Genomic DNA, 23,768 nt, shown 5'->3' with positions numbered 1-23,768 from the left:
TTTGAACGGGTAAACAACCGCACTTTCGCGGCTGTTTATTATGCGGGGTATTGTAAAAGTTTAATGGGTAAAATGCACGGTTTGCAGTTCGTCGCAAACGCCCTCAGTTGGAAGGAATTCCTGCCAGTTTACAGGCTGTTTATTTATGTTTTTAAAAGTGCAGGTAAACTACTTATAGAATCGATAATTAAATCAGCTTCTTGCTTAGCGCTTTGGTCAAAGCTTTGCCCTGAACGCACTAAAACGCGTGTAGTGATGCCCGCTTTTTTCGCAGCCTGCATATCACTGAGCTTATCGCCCACCATAATACTGCAAACAGGGTCGATATTATGCTCTTGTATGCCCTGTAATAACATTCCTGGCGCAGGCTTTCTGCAACTGCACTCTTTCAAATATTCAGGGCGCGCTTTTTTAGGGTGATGCGGGCAAAAATACACATCGGTAACTGCAATGCTGTGGGCACTAAACTGGTCTTTCATCCACTCGGTCAGTGCTAAAAAATCAGCTTCGGTGTAATAACCTCGACCAATTCCAGATTGATTAGTGACGATTATGATTTTATAGCCTGCATCATAAAATGTTTTACAAGTGCTAAAAACACCGTCAATAAATTCAAATTTATCACTTTGATACACATAACCATGATCAACATTTACCACGCCATCTCGGTCTAAAAAAAGCGCTTTATTTTTTTGTTGTGCATTCATTACAAAGACTCTTTTTGTACAACATGGTCAAACATCGCTTTTACATCATCAACTGTAATTTGGCTCATTAGATCATCGCCTTTTACGCGTGTCCCCCACGCTACTTGCTCAGCCGTTTTACCTGTTTGCTTAAGCAAGTTTTGGTGATAAACCTCAACCACGTAATCTTGGTATAAGTAAGGACCTGTGCGTGCTGGGTTTGAATGAGCATATAAACCAATAACCGGCGTACCAACTGTTACTGCCATATGCGCAGGACCCGTGTCGGGCGCAAGCACTAAGCTGCCACGCTTTAACACGCACAACAACTCTTTGAGTTTTGTTTTACCTACTAAATTTAAAATAGGCGTGTTGCTGTGCTCAATAATGCTATTTGCTAGGTTAATTTCAAGTTCTGTTGGACCACCCGTCAATACCACCTTAAAGCCTTGCTCGCTTGCATAATCAGCCAATGTGGCATAACGATCAGCGAGCCAATTACGCTGCGCTTTACTAGCTGCGGGCGATATTACTAATAGTTTATTAGTTAGGTATTCTGGTGTTAGTAACTCATCTGCAACCGCTTGGTCTTGCTCGGTATATGGCATGTTCCAACTCGGTTTATAATCAGAAACACCAATGGCTTTTGCAAAACCTTTAAAGCCTTCAAGAACGTGCGCCTGAGCTTGTGGCTCTATTCGTTTATTAATAAATAAGCTATGTAATTCTTTTGAACGAGCCCAATCGAACCCTATTTTTACTTTTGCAGGAATACAACGCGCTACAAACCCAGCCCTTAATGCAACTTGCATATTAAGAAGCACATCAAACTTTTGGTTGTTGAAGCGTTGCTTTAAGCTTTTAAGCGCTGCTTTGCCTTGCTTTTTATCAAATACCACCAGCTCAACACCCTGTAAGTCAGCAAGTAACATGGCTTCTATTTTGCCAATTACCCAGGTGATTTTCGCATTCGGGTGTGCTTTTTGAATGGCTTGTACAGCACTCACACCATGACATACGTCACCAATGGCTGAGAGTCTTAATATACAAATAGATGAATAATTAGGAGCTTGAGTCACACATTCCCTTAGGTATTAAATACAAAAGCCGATCTTAAATTATAATCACGCTATTGCAAGCACTTATCCTGCGCTTTAAAACGCGCTAATATAGACACATTATTTAGCAATTACACAGAGCTATGTTTAAACAACACGTGCAAGGCAATCACACGCTATTAAGCCACCCTAAATACACAAGCCAAATTACCCTCGATTGGTTTGATGCAAATTATTGGCAACAACAAAATAAAATTGTGGGCGCTAAAAAAGGTCGAGCAACTGCGTGGTTTTTTAAGCAAGACGAATTAACAGCCGTACTTAGGCATTATTGGCGCGGTGGCTTAGTGGGTAAATTGCTAAGCGATCAATATTTATACCCAGGACTTGAACAAACCCGCGTATTTAAAGAGTTTAGCTTAATGAGTAAGCTTATAGAGCTTGGTTTAAACGTACCAACCCCTGTTGCAGCTAAAGTAACCCACAGCGGATTAATTTACCGTGGTGATATTATTACCGAGGCTGTTAAAGGTGCTAAAAGTGTACTCGATATATTAATTGAACGCCCATTGACTGAAGATGAGTTGGAGCGCATTGCTAAAACAATCGCGCTATTTCATTCAAAAGGTGTGTATCACGCCGATTTAAACATTAATAACATATTGTTTGATGATACTGGTGATGTGTATATTATCGACTTTGATAGAGGTGAAATAAGAGCGCCGAACCCACAGTGGCAACAAAGTAATATGGCACGCCTTGAGCGCTCATTTTTAAAAGAGCAAGCTCGAAATGATGTATTTAATTGGCAAGTGAATGACTGGAAAACTCTGCACAGCAACTACCTCAAAACACTCGCTAATATAAGTTAACTTAGTTAGCCAATGCTAAATACTGCAGAGCAACCTGCTCTGCCTGTACTTGTTTTAGAATATCTGCGTTTTCTACATTTGGCTTATCTGCTAGCACCTGCTTAACGGCATTGGCTAATGCCTCACTTTGTTGAACGGGTACTAAATATTTACTCAGCTCGCCTGTTAATATCTCGCTTGGTCCAAATGTACAATTAGTGCTAACTACCGGAGTACCCACCGCTAAAGCCTCAATTAATACCGTTGGCAGCCCTTCAAAATCAGAGCTCAAAACTAAAGCTTTGGCATGCTTAATCCAGTTGTACGGGTTTTGTTGAAATCCAGGCACTACTAACTGTTTATCTATGCCATATTGCTGTGCAAGCTTTAACACTTTTGCAGGTTTATTACATAAAAGGACTAACTTGTATTTTTTATCAAGCTTTGCAAATGCTGCAAATAATATATCGTGGCGTTTTTGTTTGGCGAGCCTTCCTACATGAATTAAGTAAGGCTCATTTGGGATGTCGTTATTTTTCTCATTTGCTTGTTGGTTTATTTTTTCAAAATCGAACGGGTTATAAATAGTCGCGATTGCACTTGGGTTAATTAAATCCCCTTGTGTTATTTCTTTTTCAACACCCTTTGATACGCAAATAAGTGATTTACCATTTAAGTTTTGCTTACTTTTTTTAAGGTATAAATATGAAAATGGACCTAACTTTTTTTGACGGGCAAGTTCTGAATTGACGGAGTTATGAATAACAAAGTGAACATTTTTGATATTACTAAGCGCGAGCAAGTTATTACTTCTATCAAGGTTAGAAAGCACTAGGTCAATATTGCCAATCTCGCTTTGTTTTTTTTCAAACCACGCTTCTAATCGCAAAATACTATTTTTTCGCTGCCAGAATCTATCTACTTTAGATGCTCTATCAGGAAAAAGGCTATCAACTTTAACTATATCAGGAATGTCATACTCAGCGTTGCTCGCAAGAGATAATATAGTGACATTGTGCTGTAGTTTCGCCATTTTTTCAGCCAAAGTAAGCATTACTTTTTCAGCACCACCACCTACTAGTGAATCAATTACAATCACTATATTCATAAGCGATCTCCTACAAGCATATTTTTTATGCCAGTAGTGATCACGTCGAAGCTATGTGTACTATCGAGTTGCTTATACTTACCAATAAATTCACTATAAAAAGGCTCGGTAATAACTTGAGCTATTTTCGTTGTAATTTCATCAATATCAAGATTCGCTTTTATTACAACACCTGCATTAACGCAATGATCCAAACGTGTATTTTGATCTTTTGAGATAGCACATGCCACAACAGGGGTTTGAACTGCAATTGCTTGCAATAAAGTATCTCCACCACTAAGTAATGCGACTTTAGCTTGGCTCATTAATGCCAAAAATTCGGTTCCTTGCAGGCTTGATAAACAAGTAACCTCATCACTTTTAGGAATTGCTTTATTATAATTTGCACCAAACACAACAACTGCTTTTAAACCAGTATGCTTAGTAATTTTAAGCGCGGCTTTAAAGTAAACCTCAGCACAATTAAGATTATTTAATATATGCCCGCCAGAACCCGCATTAACAATAAAATAGCCATCAGATACTAAGTTATAGCGATTTAAAACATCACGTTTTTGCTCACAAGAAGCAAATGCAACAAAAGGGCCTACATTACGAGGGTGTGCCAAGGGAAATATGTCTAACTTCGCACTTTCAGCCCATGTAAGTGGCTCAATACAATAATCAGGCTGTACAACCCAATGTGTATCAATTAAATTAATCCTGTTTAGCTTCAATCCCTTAGCGCGTTTTTTTGCATGCTGAGAAATAAATATAACTTTAGCGCCTACTTTTTTAGCCGCTTTCATATGCCCTGCACGTCCTGCACAATCAAAAACAACGACGTCAGGTTTAAATTGCTCTATAAAGTCGCAAACAGAATCAAGCTCTTTAGTCGCTGAGTGTTCAAGCAATGTGGCTTCAAAAGGACACTTTTTTGCGTAGCTTGTATGCTTGTTTAGTATGAAGTGAATATCGAGAGAATCAGTAAGTTCTGCCTTTAAACTTTGAGCCAACAACAACGAGCGCATATATTCACCAATGCCTTCTGGTGATGATACGGGAATAAATAAAAGTCGTTTGTTGCTCATTACATTCTCAATTTCCTATTTGAACTCCAGTATACCAATCAGATACTTATTACGATAGCTAGGTTACATTTTAATATATTAAATTAGCTCTATAAATTTGATTATTTACTGCAATAACAAGCTTAGGTTGATAAACTTAGCCGCAATCTAAATCACAAGGATCTGAACTTTGCGAAACAGAATTTTTCTACTTTCTACTCTTTTTTGCGCTATGAGCGCGTCAGTTAATGCTGAACCATGGGTAAAACCCGATGATTACGGTCTTAGAGCTGATATTCAACAATTAGCTGATGCCGGTGTTATTTTAGCTCCTGTAACTACCTATCCGCTTATGTGGAAAAGTTTTATAAGTGATCTGCAAAGCATGCCGCTTGAGCAATTATCTCCAAGCTTGCAAGATGCTTTACTTCGCGTTAAGCATCGATATAAATCAGAAAATAGCAGCTCGCATAGTCTTCAATTATCAGCTTTTGCAGCCACAGATCCGATCATAGCAACAAGCTTTGGTGCAACAAATACACAAGAAACAGAGCTTTCAGCAGCTTACGCTTATTTAGGCGATAACTTTGCAGCTAAAGTAGCTATAAATTACAGAAGCGACGGTAAAAAATGTTTAGTTGATGGAAAAACGACTGACGATATAGTTACCGATGAGCAAGCTTTAACCGATTGTAACGATACCTCACTTGACGATAGTTACTTAGCTTACCGTTTAGGTAACTGGATTTTTAGAGCCGGTGCTGTTGAGCAATTTTGGGGACCTGGTGTTGATAACAGCTTAATTATGTCTGGTAATGCGAAACCTTTACCTGCACTAAGTGTAACCAGAGAAAAAAGTACTGCTTTTGAAACACCATGGTTAAGCTGGATTGGTCAATGGGGCTTTACCGCACAAATGGCTAAACTTGAGTCTACACGTGTAATTCCTGATGCTTTACTTTGGAGCAGTAGATTAAATATACGCCCAATACAACAATTAGAAATTGCTGTTAGCTGGTCTGCACAATGGGCAGGAGACGGCCAACCAGGCTCTGCAGGTGATTTTATTGATGTCATAACTGGGCAAACAGCATGTATTGATGGCAATGTTAGTTGTGATAGCCAATTAGAGTCAAAAATAGGTAATCAATTAGCAGGCATAGATATTCGCTGGTCAGATACACTTTTCAACCAACCTTATGCTGTATATGCCAGTACGATTGGAGAAGATGCCAGTTCGCAGTTTAAGCCAGCCGATAGAGCCTATTTGTATGGTGTACAGACAACACAACGTGTATATGATCAAAACTTATTAATAAATGTAGAGTACATAGATACAGGTGTTTCATGTCAAGCTGAATCAATAGTTGAAAATTGTTACTATGAGCATTCAGATTACAAATCGGGTTACCGTTACCACGGTCGCACTATTGGCTCTACTTATGATAACGATGCACAGTCAGTTGTTTTCACCCTATTAGGTCAGTTATCTAATGGAGACGATTGGCAGGTAAAATTACGCAGTGTTGATTACAACAGCGATAACCGTGACCTTTATCCTAATAATCCTGACTTAGGAAATACAATTACTAAAACAGGCTTTAATAGTAAGCAATTAGAGCTTCGTTATAGAATGCTTTCTATGGGAGGGCGAGTCACTTTAGGTGCTTTTGCATCTAACAATGACGGTGCTGAAAACGATACATCAGCATTTGCTAAGTATGAATTAAATTTTTAGTAAGTTACTTTATTAAAAATAAAAAGGGATGAAAACACTGTTTTCATCCCTTTTTTGTATTTTTTAAGCAAACTTAAATCAGTAATTATACCAATTGCATTAAATTAGTGTTCTATTATAGCGATAAGAAAACAGCTCAATAACAAGGCTAAAATTATGATACATAGTTGTTCTATATAAATAGTTTTTAACGTAGTTAGTGAGTTATTTAATACGCTAAAATGATCATGTTTTTAATAAAATTGGTATTACTGTTTAATTTTACTAATTACTTTTGATGTTGAGCACCCATCTAAAAATTCAAGCACTTCAACTTTTCCGCCATGGCGAAGTACATGCTCAGCACCCGCTATTTGCTCTACGGTGTAGTCGCCACCTTTAACTAAAATATCAGGGCTTATTTGCTCAATTAATTTAGCGGGAGTATCGTTTTCATCTAAGCTACCAAACGGAATAACCCAATCAACTGATGAAAGTGCGCTAAGTACCATCGCACGCTCATCTAGTGGGTTAATAGGGCGTTCTGCCCCTTTTAAACGCGTAATTGATTCATCATTATTTAATCCAACAACGAGTCTATCGCCTCGTGCTTTAGCTTGCGCTAAATAACGTACATGCCCCGCATGTAAAATATCAAAACAGCCATTAGTGAATACAATGGTTTCGCCGTTTTGTTTTGCAAATTCAATATGCTGAAGTACATCATCAAATGGTGTTTGGTAATGCTCACCCGTAGTATGTAAATACTGACCAAGCTTGCGGCTTAGCTCCTCTGGCGAGACAGTTGCAGCCCCAAACTTACTCACAACGATACCTGCGGCTAAATTAGCAATTTCGACAGCATCTTTAGGTTCCATGCCAGCACCAAGCATAACCGCGAGTGTAGCTATAACCGTATCACCGGCCCCGGTTACATCGCTTACTTCAAGCTCTTGCGCTGCAAAATCAAATTTTTCATCTGCACTAATAAGCGACATACCTTGCTCAGAACGCGTAAGTAACATAGCTTTAATGCCATTTTTGCTTATTAAATCACGCGCACTTGCTGCTAAAGCTGCTTCTGAATCGGTTTGACCACCCGCTAACTTAAACTCATGTAAATTAGGCGTAATGTAATCAGCACCTTCGTATAAGTGTAAGTCTGGCGATTTAGGGTCAATTAAAACGGTTTTTCCGGCGCCCTTAGCAAGGCTTACCATTTCTTTAATTAAGCTTAAAGATCCTTTGCTGTAATCAGAAAACACAATGAAGTCGTATTCATCAAGTACAAGCTCTAAGCGGTTTAATAAAAGCTGGCTGTGTTGCTCGGTAAATGTTTCTTCTAAATCAAGGCGAACGAGTTGTTGATGGCGGCTAATAACACGCATTTTTGAAATAGTCGGTAAATCACATACACTGACTAATTGTGAGCTTATTTTTTCACCTTTTAGGATGGTCTCTAAAATCTGCCCGCTTTCGTCCTCACCAATTAAACCCAATAAGCCAACTTTTGCATCTAAACGCGCTATATTTTTTGCAACGTTAGCTGCGCCACCGGCTTTGTCTTCAAATTTACTTACTTTAACAACCGGTACTGGCGCTTCTGGCGAAATTCGACCTGTATCACCATACCAATAGCGGTCTAGCATTACATCGCCAACAACTAATATTCGTGCCGCTGATAAGTTTTTTAATAACGATAAATCCATTACTGCTGCTCCGCAACAACCATATCCATGGCTTCACATAACCAGTGACCTATAAACATGTGAGCTTCTTGAATACGTGCTGTTTCGTCATTTTTTATAATAATAGGTAACTTAGCAATGTCTTTTACTTTACCGCCATCACGTCCAGTTAATGCAACAGTAAAAGCGCCTAGTTTATTTGCAGCCTCTAATGCTAAATTAATATTGTTACTAGTACCTGATGTGGTTAAACCAATAACTAAATCTTCTGGCTTGCATAGCGCTTGAACTTGGCGTTCAAATACCGTATCAAAGTGATAATCGTTGCTGTGCGCTGTTAAAATTGAGGTGTCGGTGGTCAATGCCATTGAGGCAAGCGGACCTCGTTCTAATTTATAACGCACTACAAATTCTGCAGCTAAATGCTGTGCATCTGCTGCACTACCACCGTTACCAAACCAAACAATCTTGCCACCAGCTTGTAATGCACTATGGCATGCTTCTAACAATTGCATAGATTCTTGATGATAAGCCTCCATCGTTTCAAATAATGCCTGATGACGGTTTAATGTTTCAACGTAGCTAGTTGCCACTGAATCGATAATTGACATGAAAAAATTCCTCTTGGAACTGAAATGGCAGGAAAAATTAAATTCATTATTCCATAATTTTATTTAATTGTGTGTATTTTATCGGGTTATAACTGAACCCAGACCATATTTTATAACGAGTCTGTTTAGAAAACGGCTATTTCACGGTAAACTAACGCCACTTCCCTTTAAGAAAGATCAGTATGGCACGCATTTTTTACTCATTCGCATTAATTATTATTAGCCCACTGATTGTATTTTATCTCTATATTTTACGAGGTAAAAAAAACCAAGGCTATCGTGCACACTTTAAAGAGCGCTTTGGGTTTGTCAGTAAGTCTTTATTTACGGTTAAGACTAAACCTTTAGTTTTTCATTGTGCTTCTGTTGGCGAGGTACTTGCCGCAACGCCACTTATTAAAGCTTTGCAAAAAGTGCATCCAAATTTAAATATACTTATAACCTGTAATACTCCAACAGGCAGAGAGCAAATACTTAGCCAGTTTAAAAATACTGTAGCGTGTAGCTATTTACCAATCGATTTCCCGTTTGCGACGGCTCGATTTTTAAAGCGTATAAAGCCACAAGCATTATGTATTTTAGAAACCGAGCTATGGCCAAATTTAATGGCGATAAGCCACAAAAAAAACATACCAGTGCTTGTCATCAATGCAAGACTCTCTGAAAAGTCACTGCAGGGCTATCAAAAGGTCGCTAAATTAACGCATATTATTATGCGCTCAATTACGGTACTTGCGAGTCACAATAAAACAGATGCTACACGCTTTATTGAACTTGGTCTTGAAGCTTCAAAAAGCCATGTAACAGGCTCAATAAAATTTGATATAACACCAAGTGAAGAGCAACTAGCTAAAGTACTCAACCTTAAACAGCTTTATAACAGTAATGAAGACAATAACGATGAACGCTTTGTATGGGTGGCAGGCTCAACACATCCTGTTGAGCATGAGCTGGTACTTTTAGCCCATCAAGAATTACTAAAAAAGCAACCGAACGCATTACTTATAATTGCCCCGCGCCATCCAGAGCAATTTGACAAAGTGGCAGAGCTTTTAACGCAAAGCCCACTTAGCTTTAGCCGTCGTAGCCAAAATAGTTATAATAATGAGCAAATACTCCTTGCTGATACGCTTGGTGAATTACAGTGTTTATATGGCGCTGCAAATGTGAGCTTTATTGGTGGCAGCTTAATTCGCAGAGGTGGGCATAACCCACTGGAATCAGCAGCGTTTTCGGTAGGTGTAATAACAGGTCCACACACATACAATTTTGACCATGTTTATCCCGAGCTAACAAAGCTCAAAGGTGCTGTAATGGTTGATAGTAACGACGAACTCGCAAAGCAGCTTATAACGTTTAGCCAAAACACAAAAGCGTGCCAAACCTTAGGTATTAAAGCTGCGCAATGCGTAGCTAAAAACCAAGGTGCTATACAAAAAACACTTAACATTATTAATCAATATTTAGAGCCAAAACCGTGACCAACATAGCTATAAGCCAAACCCGTGAATGGGTGTCATCTGTTATTGTTAAATATAACTTTTGCCCATTTGCACGTAAAGAAGTGGAAAATAACTGTATTCATTACATAGTAAGCTCTGCAACGAGCATGGATGATGCTGTAATGGATATGCTTGAGCAATGTGTTGAGCTTGACCGTGAACCAGAGCGCGAAACAACCCTTATCATGTTTGACAATGGCTTTAGTGACTTTGAAGACTTTTTAGACTTGGTCGATTTAGCTAATGCACTTTTAGTCGCGCAAGGCTTTGAAGGTAAGTATCAAATCGCTAATTTTCATCCTGATTACGTATTTGCTGACAGTGATGAAACCGATGCCGCAAACTACACAAATAGAGCGCCCTTTCCTACATTGCATTTAATCCGCGAAGCAAGTATGAGCGAAGCACTTGATAGTTATAACGAGCCTGAATCTATTCCTGAGCATAATATAAATCTAGCAAGGCGTAAGGGGATTGGTTTTTGGCAGCAGTTACTTGAAGGCTGTAAAAAACCGAGCGCTTAAATGCTCGGTTTTATTTTGGTTTGTGCAGAACAAGACAATAACAAACGCTTATTTTTTAACCCAGTTGCCATTTACTTCAACGTAATGACCACTTTGGGTTTTTTCAATTGTTTTAGCGGCAGCAAGTGCTTCTACTTGTGAAAGCGACAAGTTATTCTTTTTAGCGAGCTTTAAGTACTGCGCTTTACGCTTTGCATTTATGTCATCAACAACGGCTTTTGCCTCTGCGTTTTGTACAACAAGTCCTAAATAACCAGAGCTATCTTCACCTACTAAACCTTGGTTTTTAGCGTCATCAAGGCTAATAGCCCAAGCAGAGAAAGACATACATACTGCACTAACTAACGTAATAATATTTAATTTTTTCTTCGTATTCATGTTCTAGCTCCTTAAAATAACTCACTGTCGTCACTAAATAAATTGTCGAGTTCTTTATCTACTTTTACGCGAATTTCGTGATCGACCTTCACATTTAAATTAATAGTAATGGGTTCTTTAGCAGACACCTCAACACGATGCGTGCAAGCACTTAGTGTACTAATAGCACTCAGCGCGAGCAGTACTTTTATCAATAACGACTGTCTCATTATTAGTTTCCTTTTTGTGAGTATTGTTGCTCAACTTTTTGTGTAATTTCGTCACTTAAACGCAGTGCGCGTAAAAGTGTAAATACGTTTTCTTCGTGGTTATAATTAAAGTTAACCTGCTGCTGCTCTGCTTTATTATAGCCTTGCAAATTAACCCCTAGTTTTAACCAACCATCATTTTTTAGTGCCACACTGCTATTAAGTTTTTGAATATCTAAATTAGTTAATAGCCCTAACACAGGTTGTAACTCTTGCTGTTGCTGCATTACTGAATCAAAAGCGGCATTATTGGTAATTTTTAAATTACCTGTTCCTTGGCTAAATAAGCTACCGTCAATTATTTCAATTTTTCCACTATCAAAGTGAACCGGTAAAGACCCCGCCAAGCGTCCCGTTAATACAATGCCCGACTTATCGTCGAGTGTAACAAGTTTGCTTGCATCAATATTTTCAAACTTAACATTAGCAACTTGGTTTGGCTTCCCTACTGTGTAGCTATCTAATGAAAACTCGCCACCAAACACACTTCCTTTTACATCATTTATAAGCGCGGTATTGTTATTAACTTGCCATTGACCTTTAATAGTTTTAACTACGGCACCGGCTCTAAATTCATTTAAATTAAAGTTAGTTGGTATTACATTAAGCTTACCTGAATTATATTCCCCGCTAAATGTACTGCTTAAATCACTCGCAAGGTAATCGTTATACAATGCACTTGTATGACTAATCCCTATATTGAACAGTGCATTTTGTAAGTTTATATCGCCACTAATATAGCCATTAAATTCGCCCTCTGTTAACTGTGCAAGTGGCTCAAATTGACTAATAAACGCATTTAACGACAGCGCACTTTGTTCAGGAATAACCACTTCAAATGGATGAGCTTGCGACGACATATGATGATTTATCACTAACTCAACATTATTTATAAATGCGTGATGCGTAGCTTTTAGTGCACGGCTTTGCAAGCCCGTAGACTCTACTTTTATATTATTAAGTTTTATGTCGGGGCTATTAACAGCCTTTATATTCGTTTTTGCTGTTAGATCAGCAAATAACTCACCTACGCCTAAATTAGCATTTGCTGTTAATGTGTTACTTATATCTGTGCCTTTAAATTCTTTATATTCTGCGCTTTTTAATTGCTGCGTTAACGTTACTTCTGTGTTTAACTGTTTATCCATTTTTGCAGTTAAATCACCTTGGTATTGCACTGCACTTATATCAAACGCATCTACACTATTAAGCGTTAATTTAGCATTTATAAGCCCAATGGGTTTTAAGTCTATAAACTCACTTATATTAAAGTGACCACTAAGGCTAAGCCCATCCGCTGTTGCAGGTGCAAACTCAGGTAAATTTTCAAGCACAACGGCGTAATCGCCTATAATTGCAGCGCCAGATAACTGAGCATTAACGTTAATATTATTTATATCGGGTGTATTTATTTGAGCTGACAAAGTTGACTGTAAGTCTTCAAATGGAGATGTAATATTTAGTGTTGTATCTGTTATTAAAATATCAAATTGCTTATCGCCCACGCTTACCAAATTAATTGCAGGTACCCTCAACCCACTAGCCTCTAAGCTAATTGATTGAGGGAGTTTAAGTTGCCAATTTAAAGGAACTTGTTTGCTAATAAAGCCTGCATATTCACTTGGTGGAATTAACTCAGTACAGCTTGGTGTTAAATTAATTTTGTTATTAAGCAAATCGGTATTAAACATTAACGCTTGGCTATTTAAATTAAAACGCGTCGCCAATTTACCAGTGGTTAATACGTTAACTTTGCACTGCTCATACGTGTGAGCAAACTGGGAGCTAATATCGCCATTTAACTCAAGTTCTATACCATCAAAGCTAAATGCTTGCTGAGTATTAAAGTTAAAATCTGCTATTAATGTATTTTTAGTGTTTATAACGTGCTTTAAAAAAGTGTCATTAATTTCAAACTGACCCCTTACTTTATTAGCAGTCAAAATTGCACTTGCGTTTATATCACCTGAGACATTAAATTTATTTAGTTCGGGTTCTAATATGCTTATTTTAAGTGGCTTACTGAGCTCATCACTTTTTACTACAAGCTGTTTAATATTGATTAATGGGCGATTTAAGGGAAGTGCTAAATCGAGATTTTTAGCAAGCTGATTAGCATTATCACTTTTAGGGAGTGGATTAACTGTTAGCACTGCATTTTCAATATCTACACGCTTTGTATTTGCAGTAATATCCGTCAGTTGTAATTGTTGATTTTGATAATTTACACACACTTTATCAGCATGAATATTTAAGCTAGACGTGATTGAAAAATCAAGGCAGTTTAATGTGACACCCGCTTTTTCGAGCTCAGGCGCTATAGCCCACTGTAATAAAGGCAAGCGAAATACATAACCAAGCAGTAAGGTACTTAGTAATAAAACGCCAACAATTAAACCAACTCGCTTAAACATACTATCCTTAAATGCTTTGTGCTTTTAGCTATACTAATACCAACCTGCATAAATCTTTGATCAATTTAACGAATTAAATTGCACTATAACGTCGTTAAAAGTTTTTTATTTAGAACAACTAGATATAAAAACTTTTGCCTAGTTCTAGCGTAATTTTTTTAACGTTAAATAGACCCCATATATAAGCAGATTGGTATAATCAAAAAAGGCTGCACAATGCAGCCTTTTTTATTTTACAGTAAGATTATGAATCTAACTTGTATAAACGTAAATATAATTAACCTACGTTTTTACGTGCATTACGGAACATACGCATCCACGGGCTATCCTCGAGCCACTCATCTGGGTGCCAAGAGTTGGCAACGCTTCTGAATACACGTTCTGGATGCGGCATCATTACAGTGGCACGACCATCAGTTGACGTAATACCGGTAATACCTTCTGGAGAACCATTAGGATTCGCTGGGTACTGCGTTGTAGGGTTACCGTAGTTATCTACAAATTTAACCGCTACAGTGCCGCTATCAAGCGCCGCTTTAGTGGCTGCATCGTTTGCAAACTCAGCATGACCTTCACCATGAGAAACCGCTATAGGCATACGCGAGCCAGCCATTCCGTTAAAGAACACAGACGGATTCTCTTGTATTTCTACTAAACTAAAGCGTGCTTCAAAACGTTCTGATTTATTAGTTACAAAGCGCGGCCAATGTTCAGTACCAGGGATCAACTCTTTTAACGTTGATAACATTTGGCAACCGTTACATACACCTAAGCTAAAGGTATCTTCACGGTGGAAGAAGTTTTGGAACTGATCGCGTGCCATGTCGTTAAACAAAATAGACTTAGCCCAACCTTCACCCGCACCAAGTACGTCACCGTATGAGAAACCACCACAGGCCACTAAACCTTTAAATTGCTCTAGTGTTAAACGACCTTCTAAAATGTCGCTCATGTGTACATCAACGGCTGCAAAACCTGCGCGATTAAATGCTGCCGCCATTTCTAAATGAGAGTTAACACCCTGCTCACGTAAAATAGCCATTTGCGGTTTAGCACCGGTTGCAATGTATGGCGCTGCTATATCTTCGTTTAAATCAAAGTTAAGTTTTACGTTTAAACCTGGATCTTTTGCATCAAATTTAGCATCAAACTCTTGCTTAGCACACTCAGGGTTATCACGGCGCGCTTGCATTTGATACGTTGTTTCAGCCCAAATAGTACGAAGCTCAGTACGCGTATGATTAAGTACCGTATTTTCGCCACGGTTAAATATAATCGTATCATCACTGTTAAGCGTGCCAATGTTGTGACTAATGGCTGCTATACCATGTTGTTCAAACACCACATTTACTGCATCTAAATCAGCATTAGCAACTTGAATTACCGCACCTAGCTCTTCGTTATAAAGCGCTTCAATGTCTGAACCTGTTAAAGCTGCTAAATCAACAGTTACACCGGTATGACCCGTAAACGCCATTTCAGCTACTGTGGTAAATAAACCACCATCTGAGCGGTCATGATAAGCAAGTAACTTACTATCAGCCACAAGTGCTTGCATTGCGTTATAGAAGCCTTTTAATAACTCAGGGCTATCAACATCAGGGGTTACATCACCTAATTGCTTATAAACTTGTGCAAGGCTTGATGCGCCCATGCGGTTTTTACCCGCACCTAAATCAACTAATATAAGCGATGTATCGCCTTTATCTGTGCGCAGTTGTGGCGTTACTGTTTTACGTACGTCGTCAACACGACCAAACGCAGTTATAACCAGTGAAAGCGGCGATGTTACTGACTTCTCTTGTGAGTCACCTTCATCTTTCCATGTCGTTTTCATCGACATAGAATCTTTACCTACAGGAATCGTTAAACCAAGCGCAGGACAAAGCTCTTCGCCTACGGCTTTAACAGCTTCATATAAACCAGCATCTTCACCTGGGTGACCCGCTGCTGCCATCCAGTTTGCCGATAACTTAATGTTTTCAAGGCTACCAATATTTGCACAGGCAATATTAGTTAACGACTCTGCCACAGCTAAACGAGCAGATGCACCGTAATTAAGTAATGCAGCCGGAGTACGCTCACCGAGTGACATAGCTTCACCGTGGTAAGTATCATACGTTGCCGCAGTTACAGCACAGTTAGCAACAGGTACTTGCCAAGGACCAACCATTTGGTCGCGCGCTACTAAACCCGTAACTGAGCGATCGCCGATTGTTATTAAGAATGTTTTTTCTGCAATGGTTGGTAAACGCATTAATCGCTGCGCTGCATCTGCTGCATTTATTGATGTGATATCAAGCGCTTTGCCAACAACTTGCTTTGACGTTACATCGCGGTGCATTTTAGGTGCTTTACCTAATAATACGTCCAGCGGCAAATCAACAGGGTTATTTTCAAAGTGGCTGTCTGACACAGTTAAGTGAGGTTCAGCTGTTGCTTCACCAATAACAGCGTACTGGGCACGTTCGCGCTTACAAATTGCTTCAAAGCGGTCAAAGTCCTCTACGCCAACAGCGAGTACATAACGCTCTTGTGATTCATTACACCAAATTTCGTGTGGTGCCATGCCTGGCTCATCGTTAGGGATGCTACGTAATTGGAACTTACCACCACGTCCGCCATCATTAACAAGCTCAGGAAACGCGTTAGATAAACCGCCGGCACCTACATCATGGATAAACGCGATTGGGTTTTCATCACCTAGCTGCCAACATTTATCGATAACTTCTTGGCAACGACGTTCCATTTCTGGGTTTTCGCGCTGTACTGAAGCAAAGTCTAAATCTTCGTTTGACTGACCTGAGGCCATACTTGATGCAGCACCACCGCCTAAACCAATGTTCATTGCAGGCCCGCCTAGCGCAATTAATTTAGCGCCTACAGGAATATCACCTTTTTGAACATGATCAGAGCGAATATTACCTAAACCACCGGCAAGCATAATTGGTTTATGGTAACCACGTACTTCTTCACCGTTATGGCTTGTTACTTTTTCTTCGTAAGTACGGAAGTAGCCTAATAAGTTAGGACGACCAAACTCATTATTAAATGCAGCGCCACCTAGTGGACCTTCTGTCATTATATCAAGTGCGTTTACAATACGACCCGGCTTACCAAAATCGCTTTCCCACGGTTGCTCGTAACCTGGAATACGTAAATTTGATACAGTAAAGCCAACTAACCCTGCTTTTGGCTTAGAGCCACGACCAGTTGCGCCTTCATCGCGAATCTCACCACCAGAACCTGTAGCAGCACCTGAGAATGGCGCAATAGCTGTTGGGTGGTTATGAGTTTCAACTTTCATTAGTATTTCAATGTCTTCTTGATGATACGCATATTCACCTTGCGCATTTGGGAAGAAGCGACCCGCTTTTGAGCCTTTCATTACTGCCGCGTTATCTTTATACGCCGACAATACATTTTCAGGATTTAGCTCAAACGTATTTTTAATCATTTTAAACAGCGATTTTGGCTGCTCTTTACCATCGATTGTCCAGTCAGCATTAAATATTTTATGGCGACAATGCTCTGAGTTCGCTTGTGCAAACATAAACAATTCGATGTCGTTAGGGTTACGTCCTAACTTTGTAAAATTTTCTACTAAGTAGTCTATTTCGTCATCAGCAAGCGCAAAGCCTTGCTCAACATTGGCTGTTGCTAGTGCTTCGCGTCCACCACCTAAAATATCGACAGACGACATTTGGCGTGGGGCATCACTGCGAAACAGCTGAGCCGCATCTTCAAGTTCATTGTGTGTGGCTTCAGTCATGCGGTCGTGCAATAACGCAGTTACTTGTGCAAGTTGTTCTGCGTTTAAATCACCTTCAACATAATAAGCAATACCGCGTTCAACACGGTGAACCTGCTTTAAACCACAGTTGTGGGCGATGTCGGTAGCTTTAGATGCCCAAGGTGAAATGGTACCTGGGCGAGGTGTAACAAGTACAAGTTTGCCAGCTGGGGTATGCTCAGCAATAGTTGGACCGTAAGTTAATAGTTTTTCAAGCTTGGTTTGCTCAGAGCTACTCAACGGCGATGTTAAATCGGCAAAGTGAGTATACTCGGCGTATACGTTAGTGACTGGAAGTTGCGATTGTTGGCAACGCGCTAAAATTTTATTAACTCTGAACTCTGAAAGTGCTGGTGCACCACGAAGGATCAACATAGGTAATTTCATCCGGGGTTAGGGATTGAACGATATTTTAGGCACGCATTATAGTCCAATTAGCATTCAGATTTAACTCAAAATTACGCTTTTCATAAAATTAACTTTTTAGCTTTATTTATAGCCTCTTTTGGTTAATAAAATAAAAGGTAAAGTGACGCGATGGCTTAGTTTTGCTATAACGGTGGCTGGCGAGCTTAAGGGGCACTCAATGTTCAAAGAAAAACTAATAATAATCATTACTTTAGTTATGCTGTTATGTGCATGTGATATGCAAGAGCAGCCAACTCAACTCGCCCAAATAAAAGAACAAAACAAAATACGTGTGGGTACACTTGCAAGTGCTAGTAATTATTATCAAGCCGTTCAAGGTGAACAAGGCTTTGAATATGAGCTATCTCAAGCATTTGCTGAATATCTAGGTGTAGAGCTTGAAATAGTGCCATTTTTTAACTTATCCGATATGTTTGAACGCCTTGAAAGCGGTGATTTAGATTTAATTGCCTCAGGACTTACCTATAATAAAACCCGTGCAGAGCAATACCGTTATGGACCAACTTACAGAACAATCAGCCAAAAATTAGTTTATAAGCAAGGACGTGTTCGTCCTCGAGAGTTTGCCGACTTAGATGGCAACTTTACTGTTATCGCTAAAAGTAGTCATTCGCTTACTCTGCAAAAAATGAAAAAAAACAATCCAGATCTTACTTGGATAGAAAGCGAAGAGTTTGATGAAGAAGAACTACTTCAAGCAGTTATTGATGGCGAGATTGATTACACACTCGCTGATACACATACGCTATCGTTATTTCGCCGTTATCATCCAAATTTAAGTATCGGTTTTTCTGTTAGTCATAACGACCCGATTGCATGGATACTTAATAAATCAAAAGATGATTCTTTATATTCCTTATTAGTGCCATTTTTTGGCGATATAAAACAGAGTAATCAGCTCTACGTACTTGAAGAAAAATACTTTGGCCACGTACGCCAATTTAACTATGTAAATACCCTTGCTTATATCGAAGCTATCAAAGAAACCTTACCAACATACCAACCATGGTTTGAACAATATGCTGGTAGCCTTGATTGGCGTTTATTAGCGGCACTTAGCTATCAAGAATCTATGTGGAATCCTCGTGCTAAATCGCCAACAGGCGTTCGCGGTATTATGATGCTAACCCGCAGTACAGCAAAACAAGTAGGTGTTACCAACCGCTTAGAGCCAGAGCAAAATATTCGCGGTGGTGGTAAGTATTTAAGTAAACTGATTAAGCGTATACCTGATAGAATTCCTCAACCTGATAGAACATGGCTTGCACTAGCGGCTTACAATGTAGGTTGGGGGCACGTTAACGACGCGCGTATAATTACCGAGCAGCAAGGCGCAAGCCCTGATAAATGGGCTGATGTAAAAAAACGCTTACCGCTGTTAATTAAAAAGCGCTATTACCGTAAAACTCGCTATGGTTATGCGCGTGGCGATGTAGCGGTTAAATATGTTGATAATATTCGTCGCTATTACGATGCACTTGTTTGGCTAGATGAGAATAATGCTATTGCTGTAGAGTCTGAGCCAGAACCAATCACAGAGCAGAGCACTGATACCGAGCCAAACTTAAATGAAGAAAGTGACGATAAAAGTAACAAAGATGAAGCGCAAACAGAAAAAAAACAGCCTATAATTGAGCCCGAACTACCAAGTGAAAACAATAACTAAGATTTATATAGGTATCAGTTTTTTGAGCAAACCAGTAAGCAAAATTTAAGTAAATTAAATATCTGTTTACTTGTCATCAAATGATCACTAATGTGTATTACTTGTATATTATTATTTTATAAGATATACCCTGCGCCTTTCTCACTCTTGCATTAGGAGAAAACATGCTAAAACGTAGACGCACACAAAAATTAAAACGCAATGTGATTTATTCAACAGCCACACGTCGTCGTGTTATGCTAAGAAAACTGCACAAAAAAATCATCTGGCGCCGCCGAATGTTTGCTATGCAGCAAATGGCTGAAACAGAAATAGAGCCAATCGCTAGTTAACTTTAGCTAGGTTTATTTATTTGTTCATCACGAGCAGCTTTCTTAGCTGCTTTAATTTGCGCTCTTCTACGCTTAAAAAAATTCGAAATAGTATCACCGCATTGCTGTGCCAAAACACCACCGCACACCTCAACTTGATGATTTAACCTCGGCTCTTGTAATAAGTTCATAATTGAACCTGCAGACCCTGTTTTAGCATCGAGGGCACCAAATACTAAACGCTTTATTCTGCTATGCACCAACAGTCCTGCACACATAGAGCAAGGCTCTAACGTTACATATAGTGTGCAATCAATTAAGCGGTAATTATTAAGTACTTTTCCAGCTTCTCGCACTGCAATCATTTCCGCATGGGCTGATGGGTCGTTATCCGTTATTGAGCGGTTGTACCCCACTGAAATTAACTGGTTATCTTTTACTACAATTGCTCCAACCGGAATTTCATCAAGCAACTCTGCTTGCTTTGCATACAAAAGCGCTTGCTCCATCCAGTAGGAATCATTAAATGGCTCGTTCATTCTTTCTACTTAAATAACTTTTTATGCTGTAATTATACCTAGTTAGCACTCTAAAGTGCGTCATTCATTACTTTATTGCAAAAATAAAACGATATTTACCTGTTTGTAATGGCTCACTAGTGTGGATTTACGCTATAATCTCACGCTTTTTTTATTTAGCTCACAACACGGGTAGCAAATGAAATTTCCTGGACGCCGCAGGCATAAACATTATTTTCCAGTGGAAGCCAAAGATCCACTTACTAATCAACTTAACGCAACAGAGCGATTACAACGTAGTTATATTACGGGTATCGATCAGATCGTTGTTGATATAGAGGCAAAAGTTGATCAAGCTTTCCTTGACGAATTTCAACTACGTAGAGGTATGTCACAAGTTATTGATAGCGACATAACGAACGCCTTATACGATCGTTTAAAATTAAACGATATGGTTGATTTTGAGTTTGCCGGTGGGACCATTGGTAACACTATGCACAACTACTCTGTACTTGCAGATGATCGCTCAGTTTTATTAGGCGTAATGAGCGAAAATATAAAAATAGGTAGCTATGCTTACCGCTTTTTATGTAATACCTCAAGCCGTGTAGATTTAAACTATCTCCAACCAGTAGATGGGCCTATAGGTCGTTGTTTTACATTAATTGATGAAACCGGTGAGCGTACTTTTGCGATAAGTGCGGGCCTAATGAATCACTTACGTCCTGAATCTATCGATAAAAACCTTATTGAAAATTCATCAGCATTAGTGATCAGTGCCTACCTCATGCGTACGCAAGGTAGTGAAACGATGACTGAAGCGACTATGCAAGCGGTAAAATACGCTAATGATGCAGGTGTGCCAGTTGTTCTTACACTCGGAACTAAATTCTTAATTGAACAAGACCCGACCTGGTGGGCAAACTTTGTTGAAAAGCATGTTGATATTCTTGCTATGAACGAAGAAGAAGGGTTAGCTATTACAGGTTTTGAAGACCCTCTTCTAGCTGCCGATAAAGCACTTGATTGGGTAGATTTGGTAATTTGCACCGCTGGCGAAAAAGGCTTATTTATGGCCGGCTACGTAGACGAAAGCTTAAAGCGTGAAACCGAATATCCATTATTACCAGGCGCCATACCTGATTTTAATCGATACGAATTTTCACGTGCTATGCGTAAAACCCAGTGTGATGAGCCTATCAGAGCATATAGCCATACAGCCCCATTTATGGGTGGACCTGATTCAATCAAAAACACCAATGGTGCAGGCGATTGTGCTTTAGCGGCTGTGCTACATGACTTATCAGCAAATGTTTATCATAAACTTAATGTGGCAAACTCTGCTAAGCATCAGCAACAAGCTATTACTTACTCGTCACTATCGCAAATTAGTAAATATGCTAACCGAGCTAGTTATGAAGTGTTAGTTCAGCACTCTCCTCGTTTATCTCGCGGTTTACCAGAACGCGAAGACTGCTTAGAACAGGTTTATTGGGAACAATAATAACGGTGGGAGCAATCATTGCTCCCTATCAACTTCCTAAAAAATAGAAATATCGAGCTTTTTAGATAGCAGTTCCAACGCTGCAATTCCTGCAACCGAATTACCAAACGAATTAAGTCCCGGAGAATAAACAGCTACCGTAAACTTATTTGGTAACACGGCTAAAATAGTCCCTGACACTCCCGATTTACCTGGCATACCTACTCTGTAACCAAAATCCCCCGCAGCATCGTATAAGCCACTGGTAAATAATAGCGAATTAAGCTGCTTATTTTGACGGCTACTTAAAACACGATCGCCCGATCGATTATCAACACCTTTATTTGCTAAAAAATTATAAGCTTTGGCTAATTCAATACAGTTGAGCTCAATAGAACAAAAGTTAAAGTAAGACCATAAAACATCATCGACTTCATTTTCAAAATTACCAAACGACTTCATTAAATGTGCCATAGCAGCATTACGATGCCTAAATTCATACTCAGAATTAGCGACTTTTTTATCAATCACTATCCCTCTATTACCAGCTAACAACCTAAAGGTCTCGAGCATAGAGTGCATTGGTGCAGATAAGCGGCTGTATAACGCATCACACGTTACAATTGCGCCTGCATTTATGAAAGGGTTACGAGGAATCCCTTTTTCAAACTCAAGCTGTGTAAGCGAATTAAAGGCAGTACCTGAAGGCTCCTTTCCAACTCGATGCCAAAGTTCATCACCATAGCGTTGCAGTGCCATAGTAAGTGTCATAACTTTTGAAACAGACTGAATGGTAAAACGTTGAGAGCAATCCCCCGCACATACAGTCTTACCATCAGTTGTATAAATAGCGATAGAAAATTGCTCAGGATCGACCTCTGCAAGGGCTGGTATATAATCAGCTACTTTTCCTTGTGATAATAAAGGGCGTACTTCATGTGCTATTTCATCAAGCACCTTTTGGTAATCAGCTGTAGGCAAACTAGACCTCTATATCATCATTCATAAAAATTGGATTTTAGCACGCGCGAATAAACGCAACTAGTTTTGTTGTTGAATTTAATGGGGGATGTTTTTCTTAATTAAAAAAAGCAAAAAACGTCACATTACTGTAACGGGTTTCTCTTAATTAAATCTTGGTAATATCGTAGTGCCACAGCGGTGGAGAGCCACATAGCAAATGCTACACTATCTTTGTGTCGGGGCGTCCTTCTGCGGGGGCTCGCCCTAGAACTATTTTATTTCGCCACTGAGTTCGGCATGGACTATTTACAAAATTTCAAAAAGCAAAAACCCGTCACATTACTGTAACGGGTTTCTCTTAATTAAATATTGGTAATGTCGTAGTGCCACAGCAGTGGAGAGGCACATAGCAAATGCTACACTATCTTTGTGTCGGGGCGTCCTTCTGCGGGGCTCGCCTTAGAACTATTTTATTTCGCCACTGAGTTCGGCATGGACTATTTACAAAATTTCAGAAAGCAAAAAAACCGTCACATTACTGTAACGGGTTTCTCTTAATTAAATATTGGTAATGTCGTAGTGCCACAGCGGTGGAGAGGCACATAGCAAATGCTACACTATCTTTGTGTCGGGGCGTCCTTCTGCGGGGTTCGCTTTAGAACTACTTTATTTCGCCACTGAGTTGTAAGCGTCTAGCGAACCACACCTAGCATCGATGTTCTGATTATCTAAAAATACCTGCTCAATGATAAATTCGGAGCAGGTGATGAA

At 39.4% G+C, this 23,768-nt stretch carries 19 protein-coding genes; 7 read left to right on the top strand and 12 right to left on the bottom strand.

Annotated elements, in window-relative coordinates; translation table 11 throughout:
* Positions 1-143: 143 nt before the first annotated feature.
* Positions 144-707, bottom strand: a complete 564-nt coding sequence (gmhB, locus tag GQR47_RS13020; protein WP_024595693.1) for a D-glycero-beta-D-manno-heptose 1,7-bisphosphate 7-phosphatase — start codon at positions 705-707, stop codon at positions 144-146.
* A complete protein-coding gene (locus GQR47_RS13015; RefSeq protein WP_024595692.1) occupies positions 707-1,765 on the bottom strand; it encodes a glycosyltransferase family 9 protein in 1,059 nt (352 codons plus the stop codon). Before GQR47_RS13015 ends, gmhB begins: the two co-directional genes overlap by 1 nt.
* A gap of 122 nt (positions 1,766-1,887) precedes the next feature.
* On the opposite strand from GQR47_RS13015, the gene GQR47_RS13010 reads away from it, so the two are divergent.
* Complete coding sequence (locus GQR47_RS13010) at positions 1,888-2,616, top strand: 3-deoxy-D-manno-octulosonic acid kinase (protein WP_024595691.1); 729 nt, start codon at positions 1,888-1,890, stop codon at positions 2,614-2,616.
* Between the two features lies 1 nt (position 2,617).
* On the opposite strand, the gene GQR47_RS13005 is transcribed toward GQR47_RS13010, so the two are convergent.
* Both GQR47_RS13005 and GQR47_RS13000 read right to left on the bottom strand, forming a co-directional pair.
* Positions 2,618-3,703, bottom strand: a complete 1,086-nt coding sequence (locus tag GQR47_RS13005) for a glycosyltransferase (protein WP_024595690.1) — start codon at positions 3,701-3,703, stop codon at positions 2,618-2,620.
* On the bottom strand, positions 3,700-4,773 hold the full coding sequence (locus GQR47_RS13000; RefSeq protein ID WP_024595689.1) for a hypothetical protein: 1,074 nt from the start codon (positions 4,771-4,773) through the stop codon (positions 3,700-3,702). Before GQR47_RS13000 ends, GQR47_RS13005 begins: the two co-directional genes overlap by 4 nt.
* A gap of 211 nt (positions 4,774-4,984) precedes the next feature.
* On the opposite strand from GQR47_RS13000, the gene GQR47_RS12995 reads away from it, so the two are divergent.
* Positions 4,985-6,490: a capsule assembly Wzi family protein gene (locus GQR47_RS12995; RefSeq protein ID WP_050582113.1), complete on the top strand. Its 1,506-nt coding sequence runs from the start codon at positions 4,985-4,987 to the stop codon at positions 6,488-6,490.
* A 248-nt stretch (positions 6,491-6,738) separates the two neighbouring features.
* On the opposite strand, the gene hldE is transcribed toward GQR47_RS12995, so the two are convergent.
* Both hldE and GQR47_RS12985 read right to left on the bottom strand, forming a co-directional pair.
* Positions 6,739-8,178, bottom strand: coding sequence for a bifunctional D-glycero-beta-D-manno-heptose-7-phosphate kinase/D-glycero-beta-D-manno-heptose 1-phosphate adenylyltransferase HldE (hldE, locus tag GQR47_RS12990; RefSeq protein WP_024595687.1), 1,440 nt, complete (start codon positions 8,176-8,178; stop codon positions 6,739-6,741).
* Positions 8,178-8,768: an SIS domain-containing protein gene (locus tag GQR47_RS12985; protein ID WP_002961065.1), complete on the bottom strand. Its 591-nt coding sequence runs from the start codon at positions 8,766-8,768 to the stop codon at positions 8,178-8,180. Before GQR47_RS12985 ends, hldE begins: the two co-directional genes overlap by 1 nt.
* A gap of 182 nt (positions 8,769-8,950) precedes the next feature.
* Between GQR47_RS12985 and waaA the strand changes: the two genes are divergently transcribed.
* Both waaA and GQR47_RS12975 read left to right on the top strand, forming a co-directional pair.
* The gene (gene waaA / locus GQR47_RS12980; protein WP_165723899.1) at positions 8,951-10,249 is read left to right on the top strand and encodes a lipid IV(A) 3-deoxy-D-manno-octulosonic acid transferase; all 1,299 of its coding nucleotides are present in this window, start codon (positions 8,951-8,953) and stop codon (positions 10,247-10,249) included.
* Positions 10,246-10,794 carry a DUF1415 domain-containing protein gene (locus GQR47_RS12975; protein WP_024595685.1) on the top strand — a complete coding sequence of 183 codons (549 nt, stop codon included), beginning with the start codon at positions 10,246-10,248 and terminating at the stop codon, positions 10,792-10,794. Before waaA ends, GQR47_RS12975 begins: the two co-directional genes overlap by 4 nt.
* Positions 10,795-10,842: 48 nt before the next feature.
* On the opposite strand, the gene GQR47_RS12970 is transcribed toward GQR47_RS12975, so the two are convergent.
* The 4 genes from GQR47_RS12970 to purL all read right to left on the bottom strand — a co-directional run bounded on the left by GQR47_RS12970 (position 10,843) and on the right by purL (position 18,002).
* Positions 10,843-11,172 (bottom strand): YdbL family protein, encoded by a 330-nt coding sequence (locus GQR47_RS12970; protein WP_002961068.1) that lies wholly within the window; start codon positions 11,170-11,172, stop codon positions 10,843-10,845.
* A gap of 11 nt (positions 11,173-11,183) precedes the next feature.
* On the bottom strand, positions 11,184-11,381 hold the full coding sequence (locus tag GQR47_RS12965) for a YnbE family lipoprotein (RefSeq protein WP_024595684.1): 198 nt from the start codon (positions 11,379-11,381) through the stop codon (positions 11,184-11,186).
* A 2-nt stretch (positions 11,382-11,383) separates the two neighbouring features.
* Entirely contained in the window at positions 11,384-13,834 is a 2,451-nt protein-coding gene (locus GQR47_RS12960) for a YdbH domain-containing protein (RefSeq protein WP_024595683.1), read from the bottom strand.
* A gap of 277 nt (positions 13,835-14,111) precedes the next feature.
* On the bottom strand, positions 14,112-18,002 hold the full coding sequence (gene purL, locus GQR47_RS12955) for a phosphoribosylformylglycinamidine synthase (protein WP_154903689.1): 3,891 nt from the start codon (positions 18,000-18,002) through the stop codon (positions 14,112-14,114).
* Positions 18,003-18,213: 211 nt separating this feature from the next.
* Here purL and mltF point away from each other — a divergent pair, with 211 nt between their 5' ends.
* Together mltF and GQR47_RS12945 are read left to right on the top strand one after the other, a co-directional pair.
* Positions 18,214-19,722 carry a membrane-bound lytic murein transglycosylase MltF gene (mltF, locus tag GQR47_RS12950; protein ID WP_024597414.1) on the top strand — a complete coding sequence of 503 codons (1,509 nt, stop codon included), beginning with the start codon at positions 18,214-18,216 and terminating at the stop codon, positions 19,720-19,722.
* Between the two features lie 164 nt (positions 19,723-19,886).
* Positions 19,887-20,054, top strand: coding sequence for a hypothetical protein (locus tag GQR47_RS12945; RefSeq protein ID WP_002961076.1), 168 nt, complete (start codon positions 19,887-19,889; stop codon positions 20,052-20,054).
* A gap of 2 nt (positions 20,055-20,056) precedes the next feature.
* Here GQR47_RS12945 and tadA read toward each other — a convergent pair whose 3' ends face one another.
* The gene (tadA, locus tag GQR47_RS12940) at positions 20,057-20,572 is read right to left on the bottom strand and encodes a tRNA adenosine(34) deaminase TadA (RefSeq protein WP_002961078.1); all 516 of its coding nucleotides are present in this window, start codon (positions 20,570-20,572) and stop codon (positions 20,057-20,059) included.
* A 178-nt stretch (positions 20,573-20,750) separates the two neighbouring features.
* On the opposite strand from tadA, the gene GQR47_RS12935 reads away from it, so the two are divergent.
* Positions 20,751-22,055, top strand: coding sequence for an inosine/guanosine kinase (locus tag GQR47_RS12935; protein WP_024597413.1), 1,305 nt, complete (start codon positions 20,751-20,753; stop codon positions 22,053-22,055).
* A gap of 36 nt (positions 22,056-22,091) precedes the next feature.
* Here GQR47_RS12935 and glsB read toward each other — a convergent pair whose 3' ends face one another.
* On the bottom strand, positions 22,092-23,015 hold the full coding sequence (glsB, locus tag GQR47_RS12930; RefSeq protein WP_002961081.1) for a glutaminase B: 924 nt from the start codon (positions 23,013-23,015) through the stop codon (positions 22,092-22,094).
* Between the last annotated feature and the right edge of the window lie 753 nt (positions 23,016-23,768).

It is taken from the genome of Pseudoalteromonas sp. Z1A2 (assembly GCF_011378755.1).
Classification (GTDB): domain Bacteria; phylum Pseudomonadota; class Gammaproteobacteria; order Enterobacterales; family Alteromonadaceae; genus Pseudoalteromonas; species Pseudoalteromonas distincta.
The sequence above is the reverse complement of the archived record's forward strand: the minus strand, read 5'-3'. Positions and strand labels throughout refer to the sequence as shown.

Excerpts from the sequence above, each read along its gene's own strand:
- gmhB (WP_024595693.1), bottom strand. The coding sequence starts at position 707 with ATGAATGCACAACAAAAAAATAAAGCGCTTTTTTTAGACCGAGATGGC.
- GQR47_RS13010 (WP_024595691.1), top strand. The coding sequence starts at position 1,888 with ATGTTTAAACAACACGTGCAAGGCAATCACACGCTATTAAGCCACCCT.
- GQR47_RS13005 (WP_024595690.1), bottom strand. The coding sequence starts at position 3,703 with ATGAATATAGTGATTGTAATTGATTCACTAGTAGGTGGTGGTGCTGAA.
- GQR47_RS13000 (WP_024595689.1), bottom strand. The coding sequence starts at position 4,773 with ATGAGCAACAAACGACTTTTATTTATTCCCGTATCATCACCAGAAGGC.
- GQR47_RS12995 (WP_050582113.1), top strand. The coding sequence starts at position 4,985 with ATGAGCGCGTCAGTTAATGCTGAACCATGGGTAAAACCCGATGATTAC.
- hldE (WP_024595687.1), bottom strand. The coding sequence starts at position 8,178 with ATGGATTTATCGTTATTAAAAAACTTATCAGCGGCACGAATATTAGTT.
- GQR47_RS12985 (WP_002961065.1), bottom strand. The coding sequence starts at position 8,768 with ATGTCAATTATCGATTCAGTGGCAACTAGCTACGTTGAAACATTAAAC.
- waaA (WP_165723899.1), top strand. The coding sequence starts at position 8,951 with ATGGCACGCATTTTTTACTCATTCGCATTAATTATTATTAGCCCACTG.
- GQR47_RS12970 (WP_002961068.1), bottom strand. The coding sequence starts at position 11,172 with ATGAATACGAAGAAAAAATTAAATATTATTACGTTAGTTAGTGCAGTA.
- GQR47_RS12965 (WP_024595684.1), bottom strand. The coding sequence starts at position 11,381 with ATGAGACAGTCGTTATTGATAAAAGTACTGCTCGCGCTGAGTGCTATT.
- GQR47_RS12960 (WP_024595683.1), bottom strand. The coding sequence starts at position 13,834 with ATGTTTAAGCGAGTTGGTTTAATTGTTGGCGTTTTATTACTAAGTACC.
- purL (WP_154903689.1), bottom strand. The coding sequence starts at position 18,002 with ATGTTGATCCTTCGTGGTGCACCAGCACTTTCAGAGTTCAGAGTTAAT.
- mltF (WP_024597414.1), top strand. The coding sequence starts at position 18,214 with ATGTTCAAAGAAAAACTAATAATAATCATTACTTTAGTTATGCTGTTA.
- GQR47_RS12945 (WP_002961076.1), top strand. The coding sequence starts at position 19,887 with ATGCTAAAACGTAGACGCACACAAAAATTAAAACGCAATGTGATTTAT.
- tadA (WP_002961078.1), bottom strand. The coding sequence starts at position 20,572 with ATGAACGAGCCATTTAATGATTCCTACTGGATGGAGCAAGCGCTTTTG.
- GQR47_RS12935 (WP_024597413.1), top strand. The coding sequence starts at position 20,751 with ATGAAATTTCCTGGACGCCGCAGGCATAAACATTATTTTCCAGTGGAA.